Source organism: Caenibius tardaugens NBRC 16725 (assembly GCF_003860345.1).
Taxonomy (GTDB): domain Bacteria; phylum Pseudomonadota; class Alphaproteobacteria; order Sphingomonadales; family Sphingomonadaceae; genus Caenibius; species Caenibius tardaugens.
In genome coordinates, this window is record NZ_CP034179.1 from 2,149,870 (window position 1) to 2,173,590 (window position 23,721).

General features: G+C 61.4%; 23 protein-coding genes and 1 tRNA gene. 18 read left to right on the forward strand and 6 right to left on the reverse strand.

The window, feature by feature from the left end:
* From EGO55_RS09900 to EGO55_RS09910, 3 genes are all read left to right on the forward strand, one after another.
* On the forward strand, nt 1-924 hold the full coding sequence (locus tag EGO55_RS09900; RefSeq protein WP_021689571.1) for an alpha/beta hydrolase family protein: 924 nt from the start codon (nt 1-3) through the stop codon (nt 922-924).
* Between the two features lie 381 nt (nt 925-1,305).
* Complete coding sequence (locus EGO55_RS09905) at nt 1,306-1,677, forward strand: helix-turn-helix transcriptional regulator (RefSeq protein ID WP_021689570.1); 372 nt, start codon at nt 1,306-1,308, stop codon at nt 1,675-1,677.
* A 105-nt stretch (nt 1,678-1,782) separates the two neighbouring features.
* A complete protein-coding gene (locus tag EGO55_RS09910; protein ID WP_210766689.1) occupies nt 1,783-2,409 on the forward strand; it encodes a DUF6088 family protein in 627 nt (208 codons plus the stop codon).
* Between the two features lie 28 nt (nt 2,410-2,437).
* Here EGO55_RS09910 and EGO55_RS09915 read toward each other — a convergent pair whose 3' ends face one another.
* Complete coding sequence (locus EGO55_RS09915) at nt 2,438-3,046, reverse strand: DUF6088 family protein (RefSeq protein ID WP_021689568.1); 609 nt, start codon at nt 3,044-3,046, stop codon at nt 2,438-2,440.
* A gap of 49 nt (nt 3,047-3,095) precedes the next feature.
* Nucleotides 3,096-4,283: a hypothetical protein gene (locus EGO55_RS09920; protein ID WP_021689567.1), complete on the reverse strand. Its 1,188-nt coding sequence runs from the start codon at nt 4,281-4,283 to the stop codon at nt 3,096-3,098.
* Between the two features lie 69 nt (nt 4,284-4,352).
* Here EGO55_RS09920 and EGO55_RS09925 point away from each other — a divergent pair, with 69 nt between their 5' ends.
* The 8 genes from EGO55_RS09925 to EGO55_RS09960 all read left to right on the forward strand — a co-directional run bounded on the left by EGO55_RS09925 (nt 4,353) and on the right by EGO55_RS09960 (nt 14,273).
* Entirely contained in the window at nt 4,353-4,595 is a 243-nt protein-coding gene (locus EGO55_RS09925; protein ID WP_021689566.1) for a type II toxin-antitoxin system Phd/YefM family antitoxin, read from the forward strand.
* Complete coding sequence (locus EGO55_RS09930; protein ID WP_021689565.1) at nt 4,595-5,020, forward strand: type II toxin-antitoxin system VapC family toxin; 426 nt, start codon at nt 4,595-4,597, stop codon at nt 5,018-5,020. The genes EGO55_RS09925 and EGO55_RS09930 overlap by 1 nt, the downstream gene beginning before the upstream one ends.
* 42 nt (nt 5,021-5,062) lie before the next feature.
* On the forward strand, nt 5,063-5,902 hold the full coding sequence (locus EGO55_RS09935) for a protein NO VEIN domain-containing protein (RefSeq protein ID WP_021689564.1): 840 nt from the start codon (nt 5,063-5,065) through the stop codon (nt 5,900-5,902).
* Between the two features lie 29 nt (nt 5,903-5,931).
* Nucleotides 5,932-9,225, forward strand: a complete 3,294-nt coding sequence (locus EGO55_RS09940; protein ID WP_040715217.1) for a DEAD/DEAH box helicase — start codon at nt 5,932-5,934, stop codon at nt 9,223-9,225.
* A 68-nt stretch (nt 9,226-9,293) separates the two neighbouring features.
* Nucleotides 9,294-10,478 (forward strand): T6SS phospholipase effector Tle1-like catalytic domain-containing protein, encoded by a 1,185-nt coding sequence (locus tag EGO55_RS09945; RefSeq protein ID WP_021689562.1) that lies wholly within the window; start codon nt 9,294-9,296, stop codon nt 10,476-10,478.
* On the forward strand, nt 10,475-12,295 hold the full coding sequence (locus tag EGO55_RS21245; protein WP_021689561.1) for a hypothetical protein: 1,821 nt from the start codon (nt 10,475-10,477) through the stop codon (nt 12,293-12,295). Before EGO55_RS09945 ends, EGO55_RS21245 begins: the two co-directional genes overlap by 4 nt.
* Nucleotides 12,296-12,934: 639 nt before the next feature.
* On the forward strand, nt 12,935-13,528 hold the full coding sequence (locus tag EGO55_RS09955) for a DUF6088 family protein (protein ID WP_040715214.1): 594 nt from the start codon (nt 12,935-12,937) through the stop codon (nt 13,526-13,528).
* On the forward strand, nt 13,521-14,273 hold the full coding sequence (locus tag EGO55_RS09960) for a nucleotidyl transferase AbiEii/AbiGii toxin family protein (RefSeq protein ID WP_021689559.1): 753 nt from the start codon (nt 13,521-13,523) through the stop codon (nt 14,271-14,273). The genes EGO55_RS09955 and EGO55_RS09960 overlap by 8 nt, the downstream gene beginning before the upstream one ends.
* Nucleotides 14,274-14,342: 69 nt before the next feature.
* Here the strand turns inward: EGO55_RS09960 and EGO55_RS09970 are convergent, their stop codons facing one another.
* Entirely contained in the window at nt 14,343-15,599 is a 1,257-nt protein-coding gene (locus tag EGO55_RS09970; RefSeq protein WP_021689558.1) for a tyrosine-type recombinase/integrase, read from the reverse strand.
* A 292-nt stretch (nt 15,600-15,891) separates the two neighbouring features.
* The gene (gene guaA / locus EGO55_RS09975; protein ID WP_021689557.1) at nt 15,892-17,454 is read right to left on the reverse strand and encodes a glutamine-hydrolyzing GMP synthase; all 1,563 of its coding nucleotides are present in this window, start codon (nt 17,452-17,454) and stop codon (nt 15,892-15,894) included.
* A 196-nt stretch (nt 17,455-17,650) separates the two neighbouring features.
* Here guaA and argB point away from each other — a divergent pair, with 196 nt between their 5' ends.
* The 5 genes from argB (at nt 17,651) to EGO55_RS10000 (ending at nt 21,149) form a co-directional block, all read left to right on the forward strand.
* On the forward strand, nt 17,651-18,547 hold the full coding sequence (gene argB, locus EGO55_RS09980; RefSeq protein WP_021689556.1) for an acetylglutamate kinase: 897 nt from the start codon (nt 17,651-17,653) through the stop codon (nt 18,545-18,547).
* 53 nt (nt 18,548-18,600) lie between these two features.
* Nucleotides 18,601-19,158, forward strand: coding sequence for a hypothetical protein (locus EGO55_RS09985; protein WP_021689555.1), 558 nt, complete (start codon nt 18,601-18,603; stop codon nt 19,156-19,158).
* 99 nt (nt 19,159-19,257) lie between these two features.
* Complete coding sequence (locus EGO55_RS09990; RefSeq protein ID WP_021689554.1) at nt 19,258-19,548, forward strand: YggT family protein; 291 nt, start codon at nt 19,258-19,260, stop codon at nt 19,546-19,548.
* Complete coding sequence (gene folD / locus EGO55_RS09995; protein ID WP_021689553.1) at nt 19,545-20,441, forward strand: bifunctional methylenetetrahydrofolate dehydrogenase/methenyltetrahydrofolate cyclohydrolase FolD; 897 nt, start codon at nt 19,545-19,547, stop codon at nt 20,439-20,441. The genes EGO55_RS09990 and folD overlap by 4 nt, the downstream gene beginning before the upstream one ends.
* Nucleotides 20,442-20,513: 72 nt before the next feature.
* The gene (locus tag EGO55_RS10000; protein ID WP_021689552.1) at nt 20,514-21,149 is read left to right on the forward strand and encodes a MarC family protein; all 636 of its coding nucleotides are present in this window, start codon (nt 20,514-20,516) and stop codon (nt 21,147-21,149) included.
* Nucleotides 21,150-21,182: 33 nt separating this feature from the next.
* Here EGO55_RS10000 and EGO55_RS10005 read toward each other — a convergent pair whose 3' ends face one another.
* Both EGO55_RS10005 and EGO55_RS10010 read right to left on the reverse strand, forming a co-directional pair.
* Nucleotides 21,183-21,797 (reverse strand): LON peptidase substrate-binding domain-containing protein, encoded by a 615-nt coding sequence (locus tag EGO55_RS10005; RefSeq protein ID WP_040715211.1) that lies wholly within the window; start codon nt 21,795-21,797, stop codon nt 21,183-21,185.
* A gap of 4 nt (nt 21,798-21,801) precedes the next feature.
* Nucleotides 21,802-22,707, reverse strand: a complete 906-nt coding sequence (locus EGO55_RS10010) for a tetratricopeptide repeat protein (RefSeq protein ID WP_040715210.1) — start codon at nt 22,705-22,707, stop codon at nt 21,802-21,804.
* 182 nt (nt 22,708-22,889) lie between these two features.
* On the opposite strand from EGO55_RS10010, the gene EGO55_RS10015 reads away from it, so the two are divergent.
* Both EGO55_RS10015 and EGO55_RS10020 read left to right on the forward strand, forming a co-directional pair.
* Nucleotides 22,890-22,964: transfer RNA gene (locus tag EGO55_RS10015), tRNA-Gly, on the forward strand.
* Between the two features lie 257 nt (nt 22,965-23,221).
* Entirely contained in the window at nt 23,222-23,626 is a 405-nt protein-coding gene (locus EGO55_RS10020; RefSeq protein ID WP_021689549.1) for a hypothetical protein, read from the forward strand.
* Nucleotides 23,627-23,721: the final 95 nt, after the last annotated feature.

Genomic DNA, 23,721 nt, shown 5'->3' on the forward strand with positions numbered 1-23,721 from the left:
ATGGATCGGCAGGCATTCCGGGATGCGGTTGCCGGTCGCATGGACGTGGCCATCCCATGCGATGACGGGGTGGTGCTCGGTGGCCATCTCTGGCCTGCGCCGGAGGGCGGCCCGGTGCACGGCCATGTCGCGATCAATCCCGCCACGGGCGTGCTGGCGCGATACTATCACCCCTATGCCGCGTTTCTGGCGGCTCAGGGGTTCGATGTCCTGACATATGATTATCGCGGCATCGGCCTGTCACGCCCCGACGATATGCGCGCGGCCCGGTATCGTTGGCGCGATTGGGGCGAACGGGATTGCGATGCCGTGCTGCGCTGGATGCATGGCCGATCCGACCGCCCCCTGATGGTGGTGGGGCACAGCATAGGCGGGTTCCTGCCCGGCATGGCGGAAAGCGGCCGCTTGATTACCCGGATGCTGACCATGGGCGCGCAATATGCGTGGTGGTGGGATTATGGCCTGCGCCACCGGCTGCCCTATCTGCTGAAATGGCATGTGCTGATGCCCGCGCTGACGGCCCGGCATGGCTATTTCCCCGGCCGCCGTCTGGGCTGGCTGGAAGATTTGCCCGCCGGTGTCGCCCGCGAATGGGCCTTTCGCGGCCCGCGTTTCGAACGCAGCCATCCCCGGGGTGAACGCGCGGCCGTGCTGGCGCGGATGGCAGCGGTGACCGCGCCCATTCTGGCGGTTGCGGTTGCGGATGACGAATGGGGGACGCTGCCCGCCGTCCGGCGCGCCTTGCGCTATTACACGGGGGCCGACAGGGTGCTGGTGCAGTTGCATCCCGCCGATATGGGCTGCGATGCGGTCGGCCATTTCAGCCTGTTCCACAAACGGCATGCGCAGGGGTTCTGGCGCGACAGCGCGGCATGGCTGCGCGGCGGGGGCAATCCCTGGCCCGATCGGGTGGTGCCGGGCTGATCGGCCCGGCGTGATGCCCTATACGATGTGGCGTACGATGTGGCGTGCGTTGCGGTGGGGGCGCTTGGGTGCGCCTATTCCCACTCGATTGTTCGGGGTCATGTCAACCATCTGAATTCATTGCAGAAAATATTTTTGCGCTCAAATACTACCGGCCCAGGACCCGTCAGAAACCTACACTACTGATATTGTTGAGGAATTTTCACCGACCTCCGCAAGCCATCTATCGACTACTATCGGCTCTTTGCGCACGATTCCATCCCTGACGCCCCAACCCGGATCGCGGCTAAAAGTACCGTCAGCGTCGGCAGGATCCGGCGCCTACGCGAACGGGCAAAGTCTGGGCTGCATCAGAAATCCTCCAACTATCGGAGGATAAACATGACCAAGAAGCCAAGCCGCGTGCGCGTCCTGATGATGCCGTACCAGGATGACGACGATAGAGACCCGGCGGGGTATTCCAGCCCCGCCACCGTGCTGACGGGGCTACCACGAACCATCCGACGGCATGAACTCCGACTGATCGTGCCGCTCGCCGACAGCACGATCTACGAAATGGAGAAACGCGGCGACTTCCCTCGCCGCTTCAATCTCACGCCGCGATGCGTGGTGTGGGACCTGGAGGAGGTCGAGATGTGGCTGGAGCAGCGCCGCCAGACCTATCTAGAAGGCCGGGCAAAGATCGCACCCGCGCCCGATGTCCATCAACGCAAGACCCGGCCTGTAAGACCGACTGACGGCTCAGCGAGCTGATACAGGGGCCACCGCATCTCAGGATGCGGTGGCCCTATCTGTCTGCGTTGGAGGCGAGTTACGGTGTCATTGTATGTTAGAAAAAGGTACCATATTTTCTGACATATGAATCAGCCGAGTTCCTCAACTCCCAACAGGATCTTGGCGCGTGCTTTGGCCAGCGGACGAGGAAGCGTGTTCACGCCCAGCGACTTCCTAGACCTCGCCGAGCGTCCCGCTGTCGACCAGGCCCTCTCTCGCCTCGCGAACAACGGCAAGCTGCGCCGTCTGGCACGAGGCCTCTACGATCTGCCCAAGCTCCATCCGAGGCTCGGGCCACTTTCCCCTGACCCGGATCACGTCGCACGCGCATTGGCGCGAGAGACAGGATCGAAAGTGCAGATCGACGGCGCCCGTGCTGCCCATCTGCTCGGGCTAACGCCCCAGGTACCAGCCCAGAGCGACTATCTGACCGACGGACCGTCTCGGCGGGTCGTTCTGGGAAAGCGTGTGATCGATCTGCGCCATGCCTCGCCCAAGCACCTGATCCTGCCGGGAAGCGCAGCAGGCTCTGTCGTGCAGGCTCTTCGCCATCTGGGGGCGACGCGAGCCGACGACGTCGTTCGGATCGCGGCTCGATCATTGTCTGCAGCCAACAAGAGAAGGCTCGCCGCTTCAGTCCGTCAGGCGCCGGCATGGATGCGACCGACGCTTCTAGCGATTACGGCCGTCCAAGATGTTGATGAGCGGTAGCTCGGTCTGCGCCGACGCAGCCGCGCGACTATCTCTGATCTACATCAGCCATGGCGAATTTCGTCACGCATCTGGCAAACCAGGAAGGGAGTTGCGGGGCTACGGCCACCAGTTCGCTGAAATCGCCGGGGGCCAGCCGCGCCTTCACCGCAGCCATGCGGGACTCTGCCGCCTCCGGCCCGAGCCACGCCAACGCCCGGATCGCGTCGCCAGCGGGCCGATCACCCAGGAGCAATTGCCAACGCGGCGCGTGGCGAAGTTCCACCGTCAGCTCACCAAGACCGAAGATCCGGGAACGGCCCGAGGTCAGATAAATGGACCGCACGGGCACCTGGGTTGTGAGCCCCAGCCTGTTGGCGGCAACAGCGCCACTCGGGACGATGACCTCACCCCTCTTGGCGGCCATCGCTCCTATCGCCTCTTCGATCGACGGTGCCCTTGCCCCGAACCGGCCATGGACGGGAAGCAAGAACAGGCCCCGTCCGGCCCGGACCAGGCGATTGCGCCGAGCCAGGCGGGACAGCGCCTGATCCACCGCCGCTCGATTGCCAAGATGTAGCAGAGCCTTGGCGGACACGCTGGCGCCCTCAGGCAGGCCTTCCACATGGGCCATGATCTGGTCGATCAGTCGCTGCATAACGATGTCAGAAATATACACGAGTTTCTGACACTACGCACCGCTCAGATCATTCTTCCACGTTCACGGCTGCGTCTGTTGCGAAGGCTTCCATGCCGGCGACCTCGTTGGCAATCGTCGCAAGCTGCAACTGGGCGTCCATCTTCTCTAACCGCCGCCGAGCCCATCCGATGAAAGCTTGCGTGGCGGATGCTTCCTCGGAGACTTGGTCGGCGGGAAGCGTCGCCAGAAACGTCCGTAGCCGATCTCGCTCCTGCGCCTGCGCGAGCTTGCGATCGAGATATTCCACCCGCTGCTGTTCGAGCTTGGCAAGCCGCGCCTGCTCGGCGCGCCGCTGCCGAGCGATCTCCTCGAGCCGCGCCCGTTCCCGTGCTTCTTCCCGCTCCACCTTCCTGCCGGCCGCGAATGCGGCGAACGAGACCAATATCTCATCGATCCGGCTGTCGATCTTGCGCGCGCGGGTATCGGCGAACCGCCGCTGGGCGTTTTCATACCGAGACCAGCCCGCGATCTCGATCGCCATCTCCCCGGTTGGCGTGAAATCATAATAGGGAATGGAGGGGCGCTTATCCCAATTGTCCCAATCATTGCGATGGCGGGCATCCCAGCGCTCTCGCCGGCGGGTCTCCTCTTCCGTGGCAACATGGAGCGACCGGCGGATGGTCTGATAGATGGCAAAGCCGATCGGTTCATCGTCGACGACCATCTCGAGGCCCTCGCGTCCGGCTTCGAACCGATGACCGCGGGCCAAGGCATTGTAGACCAACGCGTTCAGGAAGGCGCCAACACGATCAAGCGTGTCAGGGTGCGCGCGGATCCGAAAGACCTCCCCGCCAAGACCGGTGATCGCGCCATTGCGATCCGGCTGGGCCTTCCTTGCCGCAACAAGTGTCTTGGCGAGGAGCGGATGCAGCTTCTCCGGTACGGCGATAGCGTCCACCGCCTGTCTGGCGACCGCGATCGCCGCCTCGATCGGCTCAGGCGCCGGCGGCTTCGTGCGTGCGTCGATCACGATGCGATCGCTCACGCCCTTTGGTGCAACGCTCAACGGTTTACGCTTGATCGGGCGTCCGGCATGCAGCCGTCCCCAATAGGTGGCATCCGGCAAGGGGATGGCGTGCTTCACGCATTGCTTGCGCAGCGCCACGTCGGAGATGCCGAGCTCGGGCGCCACCTTGGATACGGCGCGCTCCCAGATCATGTCATAAAGCTGCTGCCGGGTGAGAACATGGCGCATTGGCGAGCTCCTGCTGGAATTCTTAAGCCCAGCACGCTATATGACTATCTACATGGTCAGGAGCGTGACATGGATGCGATCAATCTGGCAGACGCCAAAGCCCATCTGAGCGAGCTAGTCGACCGGGTCGAAGCGGGCGATTCGATCGATATCACCCGCCGCGGCAAGCCGGTTGCGCGGCTCACCGCCGTGGCTAGGCCGCGCAAGCCTATCGATGCCGCGCTGCTCCAGTCACTGACGGCAGCGATACCGCCGCAGTCCCAGAACGCCGCCGATCTCGTGCGGTCGATGCGAGATGGCGACCGCTACTGATGCTCTATCTCGACACGTCGCTGATTGTCGCGGCGCTCTCGAACGAAGCGATGACGCCACGCGTTCAGGCCTGGCTAGCCGAACAGGATGCGGCGCAGCTTCTGATCAGCGACTGGACCGTCACCGAGATGTCGTCCGCGATGGCGATCAAGCTGCGGACCGGGCAGATCAGCCTCGAGCAGCGCGCGGCGGCGCTTGCCATGTTCAACAAGCTGGTCGCCGAGAGCTTCACGGTGCTGCCCGTGACGGGTGGGCAGTTTCGGGCAGCGGCGCGGTTTGCCGATCAGCATACCTTGGCGCTCCGCGCCGGCGATGCGTTGCACCTTGCGATTGCATCGGAGCATGGTGCCACGGTGCATACGCTTGACCAGCGACTGGCCGATGCCGGACCGGCGCTTGGTATCCCGGCGCGGTTGCTCGCATGATCCGGGCCGCTTCCAGCTTGGCCGGCCCGCTAGTGAGCTGCCATGGCCGGTGAGTGGCCCGACGAGCAGAACGACGCGATCGTGGCGGATTATTTCGCGATGCTCGGCGATGACATCGCCGGGCGCCCCTACAGCAAAGCCGAACATAACCGCCTGCTGCGGGCGGTGATCGATCGGCCCCGCGGCTCGATCGAATACAAGCATCAGAACATCAGCGCCGTGCTCAAGGGGCTCGGTGAGGATTGGATCCCAGGCTACAAGCCGGCCTTCAATTTCCAGGCGTCGCTCGTCGATGCGGTGGTCCGCTGGCTCAATCGCCATCCGGATTGGCTCGCACCAGCCGCACGGATGGCAATGGGACCGTCGCTGTCAGCGCTTCGGGAAGAAGCAATGTTGTGGATCGGCCCGCCACCGACACACAGCAATGCGCCGCCGCCCGGCGAGCTCGAACAAATGACCTTCATCGCCCAGAAGTACGACGTGGCTGAGCGTGATGCCCGCAATCGGGCGCTGGGCCGTGCCGGTGAGGAGCGTGTCCTCGCCCACGAGCGAGCCAACTTGCTCGCAGCAGGCCGGACCGATCTCGCCGAGCGCATCCGCTGGGTGTCGCATGTCGACGGCGATGGTGCCGGCTATGACATCCTGAGCTTCGACACTGATGGCAGCGATCGGCTGATCGAGGTGAAGACGACCAATGGCTGGGAGCGCACGCCGTTTCACATCACGCGCAATGAACTTGCGGTTGCTGAAGAGCGTCGGCACGATTGGCGGCTGGTCCGGTTGTGGAATTTCACGCGGGAGCCGAAGGCGTTCGAGCTGCGGCCGCCGCTGGAGGCGCATGTGTCATTGATTGCCACCAGTTTTCAGGCAAGCTTCTCATAGAGCTAATCAACCGGGGCGGGCAAAACAAAGTGAGTCTTTTTCCGAAGCAACTCGGCAGAATTGTCTTGCCGCCCTTGCCTGAGCGCAAATTGAAAGTCAGCGGCAATTGGATCGTCCAGCGTCCCTTTCGCGGGGCAAGCACCAAAGCTCAGATTTCCCCTTCGCAATTCAAAGGTCACGATCTCATCACGACTGACCTAAACGGCCCGTATCGAGAAATCCTGCTCAGGCATAAGGGAGCGAGAAGGATCGAGAGCGATCTGCCAGTTGTCACCGCATCGGCCGAGCTCACATACGATGTGCAACCGGCGGAGTTTTCAGTTTACTGGGACAATCTCGGCCACCTAGAAACGTATGCCGATACGCCAGAAAAGATTCTAGATGCTTGGGTGAACAGCTTCAGCTTCCATACGGAGGATGAGAAAGCTGGTCGCGCGGGCCTGCGCACGCCGCAGATAGCAGCATTGCATGCAATCTCGGCACATTTCGCCGTTGGCACGGAATTCGAACCCGCAGTGGTCGTTTTGCCAACAGGGACCGGCAAGACCGAAACGATGCTTGCAACACAGGTCTATGGACGGCTGCGTAGAACGCTGGTTCTCGTTCCAAGCGATGCGTTGCGCTCACAGATCGCGGGTAAATTCATCAGCCTCGGCGTTCTACCGGACGCGACCGTAGTTCCGCATGAGATCGCATGCCCCCGCGTTGCTGTAATCGCCACAGGCATCAGATCCGTAGAGGATGCTAGCGAAATCCTCAAACAAGCCAACGTCATAGTAGCCCTGCCCAATAGTCTGGAAGCATCCCACCAAGATGCAGTTGCCGCACTGATCGAAGGATGTAGCGACCTCTTTGTGGACGAGGCCCACCACGTCTCGGCGGCTACTTGGCTTTCCATCCGGGACCGCTTCGAGAAGAAGCGCATCCTCCAATTCACTGCGACGCCTTTTCGGCGCGATACCAAGCGCGGCGACGGCAAGATCATCTTCAACTACAAATTGGGTGACGCGCAGGACGCGGGCTACTACCGGCCGATCAATCTGCAGACTGTCGAGGAATACGGGGACCAACAGACGCGCGATCGCGCGATCGCCGAGAAGGCTGTCTCTGCGCTACGCCATGATCGAAATGAACTGCAGCTCGATCACCTCCTCATGGCGCGTACGAAGTCGAAGGAACGAGCCGAGCAGGTATGCGCGATATACGCGGCCCTCGCGCCGGACCTGAAACCTGTCTTTGTGCATTCCGGGTTAGGAGCAATCGCGACGAAGGAAGCGATGGCGCAGCTCTTCGACCGAAGTCAGGACGGATCACGAATCGTCGTCTGCGTCGACATGTTGGGTGAAGGCTTTGACCTTCCCTACCTCAAGATCGCGGCACTTCACGATAACCACAAATCTCTAGCTATCACTTTACAGTTCATTGGTCGCTTCACCCGCAAGGGCGACCCGACCAAAATCGGTGAAGCGACGGTTGTTACGAACATTGCGGATCCGGAAGCTGAGCGAAAGCTGGCCGCCCTATACGCCGAAGGCGCGGATTGGGACAGGATCATCAAGCGCTTGAGCGAAGAGCGAATTGCTGATGAGCTTCGCCTGCAAGATGTTGTTTACGGTTTGAAGGGTGAAGGCACCCTTCATGACCAACTTTCCCTATGGAATTTGCGGCCCGCGCTTTCCGCCCAATTTTTCCGGACAAAATGTGATGCCTGGAACCCTCTGGCCTATCAGGATGTCCTGCCTAAGGGTGCCGAGAGCTGGTTCTCGTATAGCGAGGACGATGAGATCCTCGTCGCTGTCATCTGCCGCGCAGATGAAGTAAATTGGGGAAGCTACCAAAACGTCCTCAACACGATCTACGATCTCCTCGTCATACGATGGGACAAGGAAGCCGGTGCCCTGTGCCTTTATTCCAGCGACTACAAGAGCGTGCGATCGGAACGGCTCGCGCAGATCATCACCAATGACGATACCGAGCTCGTTTCAGGCACGCCGATCTTCAACATTCTTAACAATGTTGAGCTGCCCCTCGTCAAAAGCCTTGGCTCCTCACGCATCGGTGCCATCAGCTTTACATCTTATTTCGGACCAAACGTCACGGAAGGCTTGGCGCTAATCGAGAAGGCGCAATCCGAATTGAACAACCTCGCCTGTCTTGGCTATGAGAACGGCGAGCGCGTTATCTGGGGCGGTACGCAGCGGCGCGGCAAAGTCTGGCAACAGAAGTCTGGCACAATCGCCGAGTGGTTCGCGTGGACCAAAGCCACCTGGGGGAAAGTCACGAAGACGGGTGCAGAGCAAGCCAACGTCATTCGCGACTTCCTGAAACCAGAGAAGCTGTCGGCACCCTATGGCTCCGTGCCGATCACCGTGCAGTGGGGGGAGCAGGCGCAGCAGCGCTTTAATGATCGCCAGTCAGTGCTGTTTGGTGATGTCGAGATCCCACTCTATGAAATCGACCTCAACCTTGGTGACGTCGGCCCAAATGGCGAAATTCGCATTTGCATCGTCAGCGACCATGACACCGCAGAGTACAGTCTAACAATCCGCGAGGATCTGCCTGGCGGGTATCGGCACGATCATGTGTCCGGGCCGCTTGTCCGCTTCAAGATCGGGAATAGTGCGTCGATCGCGCTTTCCGAGTACCTACTGAAGGATCCCTTCGTCGTCCACTATGTTGACGGCACTTACTCTTACAATTGCTACCATATACCGGCGCGCCTCGACGCCGGGCTGTTTGACAAGGACCGGCTGGAGGCGTGGGACTGGAAAGGTATCCCACTCAATAAAGAGTCGATGCATAAAGCTGCCGATCAGGCGACAATTCAGTATAGAACCGCTGAACGGCTGAAGCCTGAATACGAGGTCGTTTTCAATGATGACGGCTGCGGCGAAGCCGCTGACTTGGTGTGTCTCAAGGACGTTGACGAGGACACGATCAAACTTTGCCTAGTCCATTGCAAAGGCGCGCACGGTGGCCGCATCTCGCAGGACATCACCAATTTTTACACAGTCTGCGGCCAAGCGCAGAAGAGCATCACAGCGAAACACGCAGGCCTTCCTACACTTTACCGCGATCTGAAACGTCGCCACGAAACCTGGGCGCGAGAGGGCGCGAACCGGTTCCTCAAAGGCGACATGAAGCAACTTGCGTACTTTAAGGAGAAAGCCCGGCGCGCAAAAATCGAATTTGAGATGATTCTCGTTCAGCCCGGCGGGTCAGTAGCGACGATTACCGACGACGCACTTCGCTTGCTTGCAACTACTGAATTGTATTTATTTAAAACGACCCAGGCGAAGCTGCGCGTAGTTCTGTCGAACTAAAGGCAGCTTCAGAACATGCTATCCAGAAGCAATAATGTTGGTTATTTGTCGACACCTCAGGAAGGACTATGTCACGCAATCTGATCCTGTTGCTCGATGGCACCAGTAATGAGGTCAAGGACAACATCACCAATGTTGTGAAGCTTTATCGCTGTGCCGAGCGCAGTAACAACCAGCGTGTCTTCTACCATCCAGGCATTGGCACCGTGCCTCTCATCACCGACTGGAGTCCCGCCGCACAAAGCGCGATTGCGGCCTTCGGGTTAGGCACCGGCTGGGGGCTCGATGCAAACATTCTCGCTGCCTATTGCTATCTGATCGACACCTATCAGCCGGGTGACCGGATCTTTCTGTTCGGCTTCAGCCGGGGTGCTTACACGGCGCGAGCGGTTGCTGGTTTGATCCACCTCCTGGGTCTGCTCGAACCCGACCAGCGCAACCTCGTCGACTATGCGCTCAAGGCCTATAAGCGAGCCCATCGCGAGGACAGTCTCGAGGTTGCCTGGCAGTTTCGGCGGGTGATTGGTGGGCGCCCGGTGTCAATTCATTTCTTGGGGGTTTGGGATACCGTCGCATCGGTGTTCGTCCGTCCCGGGTTGTTGCGGCTGCCCACCCAGTCCTTCCTGCCTTACACCAAATCCAATCCTAGCGTCCGCATCTTCCGCCAAGCGGCGGCGATCGATGAGAGGCGGCGCATGTTCCGCCTTTACAACTGGGCGCGTGAACAGTCGTTCAAACCTAATCCGTTCGCAGAGGCTGAAGGCGCACAGGACCAGCAGACCGTGTGGTTTGCTGGCGACCATTCCGATGTAGGTGGTGGTTGGGCGGAAGCTGAAAGCCAAATCGCAAAATTCCCGCTGGTCTGGATGAGTCGCGAAGCACAAAAACATGGGTTCCAGCTCAACGAAACCATGTTTCGCCATCTTGCCGAGGGGGCCCCGCTGCCGGGCGGGAAGCGCATGTATGTCGCACCTGACGCAAATGGCCCCATTCACAATTCAATGACCGCCGCATGGTGGCCACTCGAGTTTCTCCCGAAGAACCGCAAATGGAAGCGCTTTCCAGAGAAGAGCACTAGTGGTGGCTATTATCTTCCGCGCGCGGAACCGCGCAAGATCACCGAAGGCGCGCTACTACATCATTCGGTCATTGAGCGGATGGCCACGGGCTACAAACCGATCAATCTTCCCGCTGACTTCACGCTGGTCAGTCCTGATCCCGAGCCAACATGCAACCAGGAAAGCGATCAATGATCGAACATCTAGAAATCGGACGGTCGGGCTATTTCTATCAGCGCAAGCGGCGGCTTTCGAATGACGCGATTGACAGGCTTTTCCGCGCGCTGCGCGCACAGGTACGCCAGCCTTCGCAGAACCTGTTCCGCGTCGATCGGGTGGCATTGGGTGAAGCACGCTATTCCGTGATCTGCTTCTCCTATGAACGCGACGTTTCTTTTCTTGCAGCGGATGCTGAGGCCGTCGAGCGGGTGTTCGGCTATGTGCTGATCATCGAGCGTGGCCCGCATGTCGCCGTATTCAAATCCGGCCTCGACATTCCGTCCGCGTTCAAAACGGTGTTTCTCGGCAAGATCGCCAACGATCGCATCGAGAGTGCGATCGCTCGGCACGATGCCGTGTTTGAGAAGCTTCGGTTGCGTAACATGTCAATCTCGCCGCTCGCCTTGCGCTCAAAGACGCTTGAGGCACGCGATCTCGAAAATGCAGTGGCTACGAGCAGCGCCAGCCGCTTTATTCCGCAGGGGTACAGCGTACGCCGCGCGGACGGCGTCTACTCGGCAACGCCAACCACCGGACGGATTTCCGTGCGCGCCGATCGCGCCGGGGTTGAGGCTGCGGTAGTCTGGGCCACCGAGATCTCGGAGCTGCTGGAGGTCGAGGGCGGCGCTGTCGCCGGCTTTATTCGCAATTTTGCTCGCCCGATTGAACTGACCGCGCTTCCGGCGCAGGTGTGCCCAACCTTTGTCGGCATCGATACCATGGGGCTGGCCGATGCCCTGTTCACCGTCGATGACGGTATTCGCCTGATCCGCGAGGGCGAGAATGGCGTGGAAGCGCTGTCTCAGGCAGACTCGGAAGCCTTGTTGGCGGCGCTCGAACCCTCTTTTCCGATCGTTACCCGCCGCCACGTTCACGAGGTCAGATCCGACGACGGCATTACCCCAATCGCGACCCTGCGTATCGGGACCACGCGGATCGCCCTGCGGGCGCTCGATCTCCCAGTGATCGCCGGTATCTCGGTCGAACGGCGTGCGCTTCCGTTGGGCGAGGATGCCAACACCGTATCGCTCGCCCGCTATATCGACCGCGAGAACCTCTTCACCGTACTCTTCAGCGACCTTGCCCTCGCCTATATCGATGGCGCGCTGTTCCGCGATGAAGCGCTGGCGGGCGGCGGTGCGGCGTTACTTGCACATCTTCAAGTCGATCAGTCGCTTGAGCAGACCACCAGCGAGAAAGGTACCTTCGCGCCGGGCCAAATCGCCTTCACGCAGGATTCCGTATTTCGATCGGTGGTCGATACGATCGCGAATAGTGAAGATGTGCTGCTTTGTGACGACCTTGGGGATGAATGGGCCGACTTCATCGGGATCAGCACCGGCACCAGTCCAACGATGATCAGCTTCTATCATGCGAAGCACGGCAATCCATCACTCAGCGCTTCAGCTTTTCATGACTCCGTCGGCCAGGCAATCAAGAACCTTGGCCGGATGAGCCTACCCACCGACATGCTGCCCGCCAAACTGGCAGGCTGGAACGACCGGTACCGCAATAGCGGCATCCAGACCGAAATTGCCCGCATGATCCGAGGCGGGACTCCGCAGGAGATTGCTGGGAAGCTCGATGCGGTGCGCTTTGCTCCCGACGTGCTCCAGCGCGTCTTCATCGTCACGTCCTCATTGAGCCGAGCTCAGGTGCAAGATGTGCTTGCCGCAGCAGCGCAGGGAACCACGCCTTCGCCACATTTCGTCCAGCTATATTGGCTGCTGATGAGCTATTTCTCGGCCTGCGTTGAGATGGGCGTCCGGGGATATGTGGTGTGTCGCCCATAATCTGAATGAATGACGGGATTATCTGGGCCAAACCAGCCAAATTGATGCTTCATACTTGAGCCGCAACTCAGAAGGTCGATTAGCCGCCGTATGGCTAGACGAGGTGCCGCCCGTGCGGCAACGTCTGTATCCCTTACCCATGTCTCAAGCTAACCCACGGTAAGAGTCTACATTTGTCGATGTCAATCGGCTCCTATCGGATGATCTACACCGCCAATTTTGCGACGTGGTATCCCGCAGTATCCAAAACTACGCCCCCTCACTCCCACTCAATTGTTCAAACCCAGCTAGGTCGTTGATCTAGCTGGGTTTTCTCTTGCCCGCACACCAAAAAGCCGACCCATGGGCCGTCAAAATCGTACGATGTTGATTTTAAAAGGAAATTTCCTCGCAAATATTTTTGCGGGGTTTCGGCACCTATCGGGATCAATCGCCCTTCAGAGCCGAATTTCTCGGTCAGCATCAACCTCGCCGCCAGCCCCGAAAAGTACCGTCATGTTTTAGCAAATTGGAAGCCGAAAATCGAGGCCATCGTGGCGGCCAAGCCGCGCCCACGAACGACGGCTCTTGAATGTCAGAAAAAGATACCTTATTTTCTGACGCATGAAGATGATAGCCGCCTCTGTTCCCGACCGGGTCATGAAGCGCGTCCGCGCCAGCGGACGCGGCAGCGTCTTCACGCCCAGCGACTTCCTGACCGTTGCCGCCCGCCCGTCTGTTGACCAGGCCCTCTCCCGTCTGGTGAAGGGCGGACAGCTCCGCCGACTTGCGCGAGGGCTCTACGACTTTCCGAAGCTGCACCCGAAGCTCGGGGCGCTGTCGCCCGCACCGGACGATGTCGCCCACGCCCTTGCCCGGGAGACCGGCTCGCAGATGCAGATCGCCGGCGCGCGGGCAGCGAACGCGCTCGGCCTTTCGACGCAAGTCCCGGCACAAAGCACTTATCTGACCGATGGCCCGTCGCGGCGCGTCGTGCTGGGAAAGCGCGTCGTGGATCTTCGCCACGCCTCGCCCAAGCATCTGATCGCACCGGGCAGCCCCGCCGGGACGGTGGTTCAAGCGCTTCGCCATGTCGGCCCCGTTCGGGCGGCTGACGTCGCGCAGGTCGCGGCGCGCCGGCTTTCGGCCAACGACAAGAAGACGCTGGCCTCAACCGCCCTTCAAGCGCCTGCCTGGATGCGGCCCACGCTCGTCTCGATCGCCAACGCAGCGGTGGCCGATATCGATGGATGATGTCGCCCGCCTTCCCACCGACGATCGCGCAGCTCTCTTCGGGGAGACCGGCGCCGGCCGGGGCGTCGCCGACACGATCATCGAAAAGGACTTCTGGGTCTGTTGGAGCCTGAAGCGCCTGTTCGATCTGCCGAAGGGCACCATGGCGACCCTCGTCTTCAAGGGCGGCACGTCGCTCTCCAAGGCGTTCAACGCCATTCGCCGGTTCTCCGAGGACATCGACCTGTCGTTCGACCGTGCCGAACTCGGATACACCGGCGAGCGCGACCCCGAGAAGGAGGGGATCAGCAGGAAGCAGGCGGCCCGGCTGATCGACGACCTGGTCAGCGACGTCGAGCGGCACATCGCCGAGAAACTTCTCCCGGCGCTCCGCGCCGCGATCGTCGAACAACTTGGCGAGCCCACCAACGGCGAGTGGTCGCTAGAGGTGGACGCTGGCGACGCTCAAACCGTCAACTTTCACTATCCCACCGCGCTGCCTGCCGCCGAATACGAAGGCATGGCCTACATCACCCCACGGGTAAAATTCGAGCTCGGCGCGCGCGGCGATCCCTGGCCGACCGAGGAAAAAGTCATCCGCCCCTACGCGGCCGACGACTATCCGGACTTCTTCACCGATCCCGACACCAGCGTGACTGTGCTGTCAGCGCGGCGGACCTTCTGGGAGAAGGCGACTGCGCTACATGCGGAGGCGCATCTCCGCGCTGTATCGTATGGGACCTCGCAGAAGTCGAAACTTGGCTGATGGCCCGGCGGACCTCTCCAATCCGCCGCGCACAACATCCTGACGTGTCGAAGAGAAAGTCGCGTCCGGTTAAAGGGCGGGATCAAGCTCGACCAAGGGCATAGACGGCGGTAGCAGAGTGGGCACGTGTTTCCGTCCATCGATCCACGCATCGACGATGTCTGCCCACTCCTGCATCATGTGGCGACGCTGAACCTCGTACTCTGCCTTGTTGTAAACGCCACGCGATGATCTGCCGTCTTCGTGAGCAAGGCACTTCTCAATCCAATCCCGATTGAAGCCTAGTTCATTCAGCAGCGTCGAGCCCGTTCGCCGCAGGTCATGGACCGTAAATGGCTCGAGCGGCAGGCCATCTTGTTTAGCCTGGTCCACTACCGAGTAGGTCACCCGGTTGAAGGTCGCTCGAGACATTGGAGCATCGGCATCATAGCGGGATGGCAGCAGATACCGGGAGTTACCCGCGCAGGTCTTGAGAGCGATCATGATATCCAGCGCTTGGCGGCATAGATAGACGTTGTGCGCCTTTGACCGCTTCATCCGCTCTTTTGGAATCGTCCAAACCGCGTTTTCAAAATCGACTTCGTCCCATACCGCGTCTTGCAACTCGCTCTTGCGCACCATCGTCAACAGGAAGAGCCTCATCCCCAGGCGGATCGTCGGCAGCGTGGCGACCTTTTCGAGTTCCTTCAGCAACACTCGGATTTCGGCAGGCGACAGAGCCCGATCCTTAGGCGCAAACGTGGCGATCGATGCCGGTCCGACGTCGTCCGCTGGGTTGGCGACCTTCTCGCCATGCAAGATCGCGAAGCCGTAGACTTGCTTGAGGATGTCCCGGACGTGGATCGCCGTCGCCGGCGCGCCGCGATCGACAATCTTGCCGCACTGAGCGCGCAGATCGTCTGGCGTAATCTCGGTGAGCAATCGGTTGCGCCAGACTGGCAATAGCTCTCGCTCGAAAATCGAGCGACGCATCGCTCGAGTGCTGTCGGCCATCGGCGCGTTCACCAGCCATTTTTCGCCGAACTCGCCAAAGCTTTTCGCTTCCTTGATACGACGTTTCGCACGCTGCTTTTCAATGGCCGGCGACCGGCCCTCGTTAATTGCCCGCTTCGCGTCCAGACACAGCTCTCGGGCTCGCGCCAGCGATACCCCGTCTCGCCCGTACTTGCCGAGATAGACCGTCTCGCGGCGTCCATTGAGCCGATAGTCCAGTCGAAAAGAAAGCGCGCCCGATGGCGCAACGCGCACGTACATGCCGTCGCGATCAGTCACCTTGTAAATTTTATCCTTAGGCTTCAGAGCCTTAATTGCTGCATCCGTCAGCATCGTGGACCACCTCCAAAAAAGTACCGTCACGCGGCTTTGGGGGCTCTCGTCGGAAAAGTCTGCGTATTGTCAGCAGCTTAGCGTTAAAAAAGTACCGTCAGGAGCCTCAACTATGCTGACGGTACTTTCAAATTTTGTGGGGATCAATATGGGCAAGGTCCGTCACAGGGGCCGACGGATGCGTTCTTTGCCCACCGATAGGCCCCGAAAGGTGGCGAAGGAATTATTTATTTTTATCAACGCCTTAGAGCGAACCAGGGCGTAGTTTCGGATACGCCCGGATAGGCAAAAATCATTCCCACTCGATCGTGCCCGGCGGCTTCGACGTGAAGTCGTAAACCACGCGGTTGATGCCCTTCACCTCGTTGATGATGCGGGTGGCCACCCGGCTGAGGAAGGCGGCATCGAAGGGATAGATATCCGCCGTCATGCCATCGGTGCTGGTGACGGCGCGCAGGGCGCAAACGCTGTCATACGTGCGGTGATCGCCCATCACGCCCACGGTCTTCACCGGCAGCAGCACGGCAAAGGCTTGCCAGATCGCATCGTAAAGGCCCGCATTGCGGATTTCTTCGAGATAGATCGCGTCCGCCTTGCGCAGGATGTCGCAGCGTTCCTTGGTCACTTCGCCGGGGATGCGGATGGCAAGGCCCGGGCCGGGGAACGGATGACGGCCAACGAAGATTTCGGGCAGGCCCAATTCACGGCCCAGCACGCGGACTTCATCCTTGAACAGTTCGCGCAGCGGTTCGACCAGCTTCATGTTCATGCGTTCGGGCAGCCCGCCCACGTTGTGGTGGCTCTTGATCGTGACCGAAGGCCCACCGGTGAACGACACGGATTCGATCACATCGGGATAGAGCGTGCCCTGCGCGAGGAAATCGGCGCCGCCGATCTTCTTGGCCTCTGCCTCGAACACGTCGATGAAGGTCTTGCCGATGAACTTGCGCTTCGCCTCGGGGTCGGTGACGCCCGCCAGACCGTTCAGGAACAGCGTGGCCGCATCCACGTGGACCAGCGGGATATTGTAATGGCCGCGGAACAGGCTGACGACCTGTTCGGCCTCGCCCATGCGCAGAATGCCGCCATCGACGAAGACGCAGGTCAGCTGATCGCCGATCGCCTCGTGGATCAGCAGGGCCGCCACAGCGGAATCGACCCCGCCCGACAGCCCGCAGATGACCTTGCCATCACCCACCTGCGCGCGGATTTCCTCGATCTTGGTCTTGCGGAATTCGGCCATCGTCCAGTCGCCGGAAAGGCCGCAGACGTGGCGCACGAAGTTTTTCAGCAGCTTGCTGCCATCGGGCGTGTGCACCACTTCGGGGTGGAACTGCATCGCATAGATGCGGCGTTCATCATCCGCGACCACGGCAAACGGGGCGCCGGGGCTGGAGGCCACAGGGCGGAAGCCGGGGGCAAGGCGGGTCACCTTGTCGCCATGGCTCATCCATACCTGATGGCTTTCTTCCTTGTGCCACAGCCCGTTGAACAGCACGCAGGTGTCTTCGATGGCGATGAAGGCACGACCGAATTCACCGGCATCGCCCGCCTGCACTTCGCCGCCCAGTTGCTGCATCAGCGCCTGTTGGCCGTAACAGATGCCCAGCATCGGCAACCCGCTGTCGAGAATGGCCTGCGGGATGCGCGGGCCGCTTTCTTCCGTCACCGAAGCCGGGCCGCCCGACAGGATGATGCCCTTGGGCTGCATCCGCTGGAACGCCGCCTCGGCGCTGCCGAACGGGGCGATTTCGGAATAGACGCCCGCTTCGCGTACGCGACGGGCGATGAGCTGGGTCACCTGGCTGCCGAAATCGACAATCAGGATGGAATCGGGGAGGTGTGCTGCGTCCATGGCGGTTCCGTTAGGTTGCTGCCGCGCGCAAGTCCAGCGGGTGCGTGATGCCGGTCGCGTTCCTGCGCGGGTTTCTTTCGACCCACTTTCGCACCGCTTTCCTTATCGCTAGGGCGTCACTCCTGTTCTCCCGGCGATTCTGTGGCGCGGGGGACCATCCGGGGACACCGGGGGCAATGGAAGGAAGGACTGCGGCATGAGTGCGGTGGACACCAAGGCAATGCTGGCGAAAGCCGAAGTGCTGATCGAGGCGCTGCCTTACATGCGACGCTATGCCGGCAGCACGTTCGTGGTGAAGTACGGTGGCCATGCCATGGGCGATCCCGAAGCCGCGCGCGATTTTGCCGAAGATATCGTGCTGCTCAAGGCGGTGGGTATCAACCCGGTGGTGGTGCATGGCGGCGGTCCGCAGATCGGCGCGATGCTGAAGAAGCTGGGTGTCGAATCCACTTTCGTCGATGGCCTGCGCGTCACCGACAAGGCCACCGCCGAAGTCGCGGAAATGGTCCTGTCGGGCCGGATCAACAAGGAACTGGTCACCTGGATCGCCAATGCCGGGGGCAAGGCGCTGGGCATTTCGGGCAAGGATGGCGGGCTGGTTACCGCGACCAAGGTCGCCCGGACGACCAAGGACCCGGACAGCAATATCGAACAGGCGGTTGATCTGGGCTTCGTCGGTGAACCGAGCCGGGTGGATACTACGATCCTCGAAACGGCGAGCGGTGCGGGCATGATTCCGGTGGTTGCCCCGATCGGCGCCGGGGAAGATGGCCATACCTACAATATCAACGCCGATACCATGGCCGGGGCGATCGCTGCCGCACTGGGGGCATCGCGGCTGTTCCTGCTGACCGATGTTCCCGGTGTGCTCGACAAGGAGAAGGTCCTCCTCACCGATTTGCGCCCGTCGGATGTCAAACGGCTGAAGGATGACGGCACGATCACCGGCGGGATGATTCCCAAGCTGGAAACCTGCGTCCACGCGGTGGAGGCCGGATGCGAGGCGGCGGTTATTCTCGATGGCCGGGTCCCGCATGCCATGCTGCTCGAAATCTTTACGTCCAAGGGTGCGGGCACGCTGATCCGCGCCTGACGACAGGGCGCGTCAACCGGAACCGGCAGGCGCGCCCATGCGTTGCCTGTACCATGACCGTGCGCCTTGTCCCGTTTGCTATCGCGGCGGCCCTGCTGGCTGTGCTGGTCGGGTGCGATCGGCAGGATTCGTCGCAACCGGTGCAGGGGTCCGAATCCACACCCCCATCCACGGGGCAGACAGGCGATCACCCGCAGGTTTCGGTTTCCACCGCATCGGGCGGGGCGGCGGCCACCTCTGCGGCGCCGGATTATGCGGCCCTCGAACAGGTGCGCGATCCGGCACGCATTCTACGCTTCCTTGGGGATGCACTGGCGGACAGGCGGTGGAACGATGCCGCCCGCGCCTGGGGCGAGGCTGGCTCCGCCAGCGCCGCGACCTTGCAGGAACGCTTTGCCGCCGGTGCGCCCATCACCTTGACTTTCGGGCAGGGCGAAACCGAAGGCGCGGCGGGTTCTCTATATTATTCGGTGCCTTACACCTTGCGGCGGAGCGACGGCAGCGCAGAGACGGGCACGATCACCTTGCGCCGGGTGAACAATGTGCCGGGCGCGACCCCGGCATCGTTGCGCTGGCATGTGGCCAGTATGGAACCCGGCAGCGCGCAATAGGCGCGCTTTTCCCAACGCGGCGCTTGCCCCTGTGGGGCGGGCTCGGCTAACAGGCCTGCACAAGCGGGCCTGTGTCCGCCATCATAGAGAGACCCGCGCGTGATTCTCCTCACCATAGCCCAAATTCTCGACCTGCTGATTTCGGTCGTCGTGACGCTGGTGATTGTCCAGTTCGTCCTCAGTCTGCTGATTGCCTTCAATGTCGTGAACATGAGCAACCAGTTCGTGGCGGCCATCTGGACCGCGCTGAATGCCCTGCTCCAGCCTTTGCTGTCGCCGATCCGCAAGATCATGCCCAATACCGGATCGATCGACTTTTCGCCGCTGGTGCTGATTATCGGTCTGCAAGTGCTGCAGATCATCGTTTGGAACCTTGCGAGGACTGTGTGAGCGCAGAATTGATTGACGGCAAAGCCTTTGCCGAAGGCCTGAGGGAAAAAGTCGGCGCGTTGGCCGCCACATTCGCAGCGAAGGCGGGGCGCAAGGCCGGTCTGGCTGTCGTGCTGGTCGGCGAAGATCCTGCCAGCCAGGTCTATGTCCGGTCCAAGGGCAAGCAGACCGTGGCCTGCGGAATGGCCAGCTTCGAACACAAATTGCCCGCCACCGCTTCCGAAGCGGACCTGCTGGGGCTGATCGAACAGCTCAATGCCGATCGCAGCGTCGATGGCATTCTGGTGCAACTGCCGCTGCCCGACCATCTGGACGAGCAGAAGGTCATCGCCACGATTGCGCCCGACAAGGATGTGGACGGGTTCCATATCATCAATGCCGGGCGTCTGGCCGTGGGGCAGGAAGGGTTTGTCCCCTGCACGCCGCTGGGTTGCCTGATGCTGCTGAAAGACCGGCTGGGCGATCTGTCGGGCCTCGATGCGGTGGTGATCGGCCGTTCCAACATTGTCGGCAAGCCGATGGCGCAACTCCTGCTGCAGGAAAGCTGCACGGTGACCGTGGCGCATAGCCGGACGAAAGACCTGCCCGGCGTGGTGCGCCGCGCGGATATCGTGGTGGCGGCGGTGGGCCGGCCGGAAATGGTCAAGGCCGACTGGATCAAGCTCGGTGCGACCGTGATCGACGTGGGCATCAACCGCTTGCCGCCGGAACCGGGTGCGGACAAGGGCCGGCTGGTCGGCGATGTCGATTTCGCCGGGGTGCGCGACGTGGCGGGGGCCATCACCCCCGTACCGGGCGGGGTCGGCCCCATGACGATCGCCGTGCTCCTTCGCAACACGCTTGTCGCCGCCCATCGCAACGAAGGGGTTGCGCTGGCGGCCGGGGCGTTATGAACGTCTCAGCCCATCACAGGGCCGATCCTCCGGCCCATCCCCTGGCCCTGACCATGGCGGTGCGGGACTGAGGTGCTGGAACTGTTCGCCTCGGCCTTCATCACGCTGTTCGTCGTGATCGATCCGCCGGGGTGCGCACCAATCTTTGCCGGGCTGACCCGGGATGCCAGCCCGCACCGGCAACGCCGCATGGCGATTCGCGCCACGGTGATCGCTTCGGCGATCCTGTTGCTGTTCGCGCTGTTTGGCGAACCGTTGCTGTCCTCGCTGCATATCGAACTCGACGCCTTCCGGATCGCGGGCGGCATCATGCTGTTCGTGATCGCGCTGGAAATGGTGTTCGAACGGCGGACACAGCGGCGGGAAGAACGGGCGGAACGGGTGCGCGCCGCGCATGACATCGATCACGAGATTGACGATGTGGCGATTTTCCCGATGGCCATGCCCATGCTGGCAGGGCCGGGGGCGATTGCTTCGGTCATGCTGTTCATGGCGCAGGCGCAGGGGCTGGCGGCATCGCTGGCGGTGCTGGGCGCCCTGCTGGCGGTGATGCTGGTCACGCTTGTGGCCCTGATGGCAGCGGCGCCACTGATGCGGCTGTTCGGCAGCGAGGTGGAATCGGTGATCACGCGCCTTTTGGGCGTGTTGCTGGCCGCGCTGGCCGTGCAATTCGTGATTGACGGCGTGCGCGGCAGCTTTGGCCTGTAACCGCCTGTTCGCTGTCCCGTTTACTGCCCCGTTTTACTGTAACGTCACGTGATCGTCGTCGCCCGGATGGCGGCCGAAAAATTGCATGAGCTGGACCAGCAGTTCGCAGCGATCCGACAGGTCTGACGCTTCCAGCAAGGCCTGCTTGGCCGCTGCATCGAATGGCGCGATCTGCGATACGCCGTTGATCAGCGAGACATCATCCAGTCGGCTGACCGAATCCCAATCCACGCTGTAACCTTGCAGATCGGCGAAATCGCGCGCGGCCTGTTCGAACCCCGCGCGTTCGACCGAACTGAGCGCTTCTTCTTCCGGATCGTCGATCAGTTCGGCTTCCACTTGCCGGAACGGCGTGTTTACATCGAGTTCGCGCAGCACGCGGAAGCGATGTTCGCCTTCCAGCACGATGTTGAAACGCCCGTCCTCCATCGTTTCGACATCGCCGATCCGCCCGACGCAGCCGACGGAAAAGAGCGGCGCCCCTTCCGCGGCCGCCTGTGGCTGGATCATGGCAATCCGGCGATCGCGGATCAGGGCATCGCTCACCATCGCGCGGTAACGGGGTTCGAAGATATGCAGTGGCAGGCGCAGACCCGGATAAAGGATCACGCCCGACAGCGGAAAGATCGAGAGACGCGTTGCCGACACCGGATTATCCAAACAGAATCAGCGAGAGTTTGCGGCGTGTGGCGGCAACCCACGGGTCTTCCAGGCCGACCGCCTCGAAAATCTGCAGCAGCTTGGCCTTGGCGGCCTGCTCGTTCCATTCCGGTTCTGCGCGGATAATGCCCAGCAGGGCATCGGCTGCTTCGTCGCGCTGCCCCGCGGCAAAGGCGGCGCTGGCGAGGGCGAACTGGGCCTCCCTGTCGGCGGGCGCGGCGGATGCCTTGTTGCGCAGATCCGTCAATTCGCTGTCATCGGGGGCGTCTTCCGCCAGCGCCAGTGCGGTGCGGGCTTGCGCCAGTGCGGGATCGTCAGCGATCTCTGCGGGCAGTGCGGCGACGACGGCCTGTGCCTGCGCCACATCGCCGGCGGCCACGAGGGCGCGAATCAGCCCGGCATGGGCGGCCACGCTATCGGGTGCGATTTCCACCACCTGGCCGAAGATCGATGCGGCGCGTTGCCCGTCGCCCTCGGCAAGGGCCGCTTCGCCCATCGCCACGAACTGCGATACGTCCTGCGTCTGCGCGTCACCGTCACCGGCCTGTACCGGCAGCTTCTCGAGCAACTGGTCGAGCACCTGGCGCAATTGCGATTCGCTGCGCGCATTGGTGAGATCGGCCACGGGTTGCCCCTGGAACAGGGCATAGACCGTGGGGATCGAGCGCACTTGAAACTGCGCGGCAATGAACTGTTCTTCATCGACATTGAGCTTCGCCAGAATGACGCCCCGGTCGGCATATTCGGCGGCGACTTTCTCCAGAACGGGGGCCAGCGCCTTGCATGGCCCGCACCACTCGGCCCAAAAGTCCAGAATGACGAGCTTCGTCATCGAAGGTTCGGCGACTTCCTTGCGGAACCGGTCGACGGCTTTCTGTTCGTCGAGATTGAGACCCATGCTGGCCAAGATAGTTGCTCCCGTTAGGCGTTCAGACGTGGTGCGTAATGTGGGCTTTTCGCAGGAATTGTGAAGAGGCCATATTTCTTGTGATTTTCCTCTTGTCGGATCAAAAGGTCGCTGCTAGTTGCCCGCCCACCCCAGCGGTACCGGTACACGGATCGCCGCTGAAGAACGCCAGAGCGGGCGTAGCTCAGGGGTAGAGCACAACCTTGCCAAGGTTGGGGTCGAGGGTTCGAATCCCTTCGCCCGCTCCAGTTTCCCGATATCCCGATACTTCGCAATGCGCCCTTGGGTTGCCTGTCTGGTGGCTGGCGAACACCTTGCCTGCGTGTTCTGGACCTGCGCGTTCTGGCTCTGTGCGGCCAGGCATCGTTGGCCGGGAACTCTGGTCGGCTTGTTTCGTCATCAGCATGTCGGAAGGCTCTTGCCCCCCAGTGCATTGTGCGCTACCTGTTGCGAATTAATCGCAATAAAAACATAATGAGGGGACGCCAGAACAAGGATTGATCCCGTGACTCTTCATTCGCGTCCTCCGCACACCGATATCCCGGATCAGCACGCGGTTCTGGTGGATGCTGCGCGTTGCTGGCGCACGGCGCGTGATACCGGTGGTGCGGTGCAGCCGACCTTGTTCCGTCTCCTGCGCAGGCGGCGTGCGGATATGCTGGCCCCTGTCATCGACAGTCTCATGACGCTTTACGAAGCCGCACTGGGGCGCCCCGTCGTGATGGGCGATGCCCGTGCGCTGTCCCGTGATGAGCGGCGCCTCCTGGGGCTTTTTGAACGGTCTCAAGGGCTCGGATCGGCCATCGCCTGTGGCGACAGCCGCTCGATCGCGCTTGCCTGTGCGATCAGTTCGACAGTGATCATGATCAATCTCGCAAAGATTGTTCCACAAGGCGCCTTTCTGGGCTGATAAAAAGCTTCCGGCCGGTGTGCCGGATCGATCGGGGCGGTTATCGCCCGACTTCTCTTGTCCTGTCTGGCCACGCATTGTCTGGAATCCGGGTT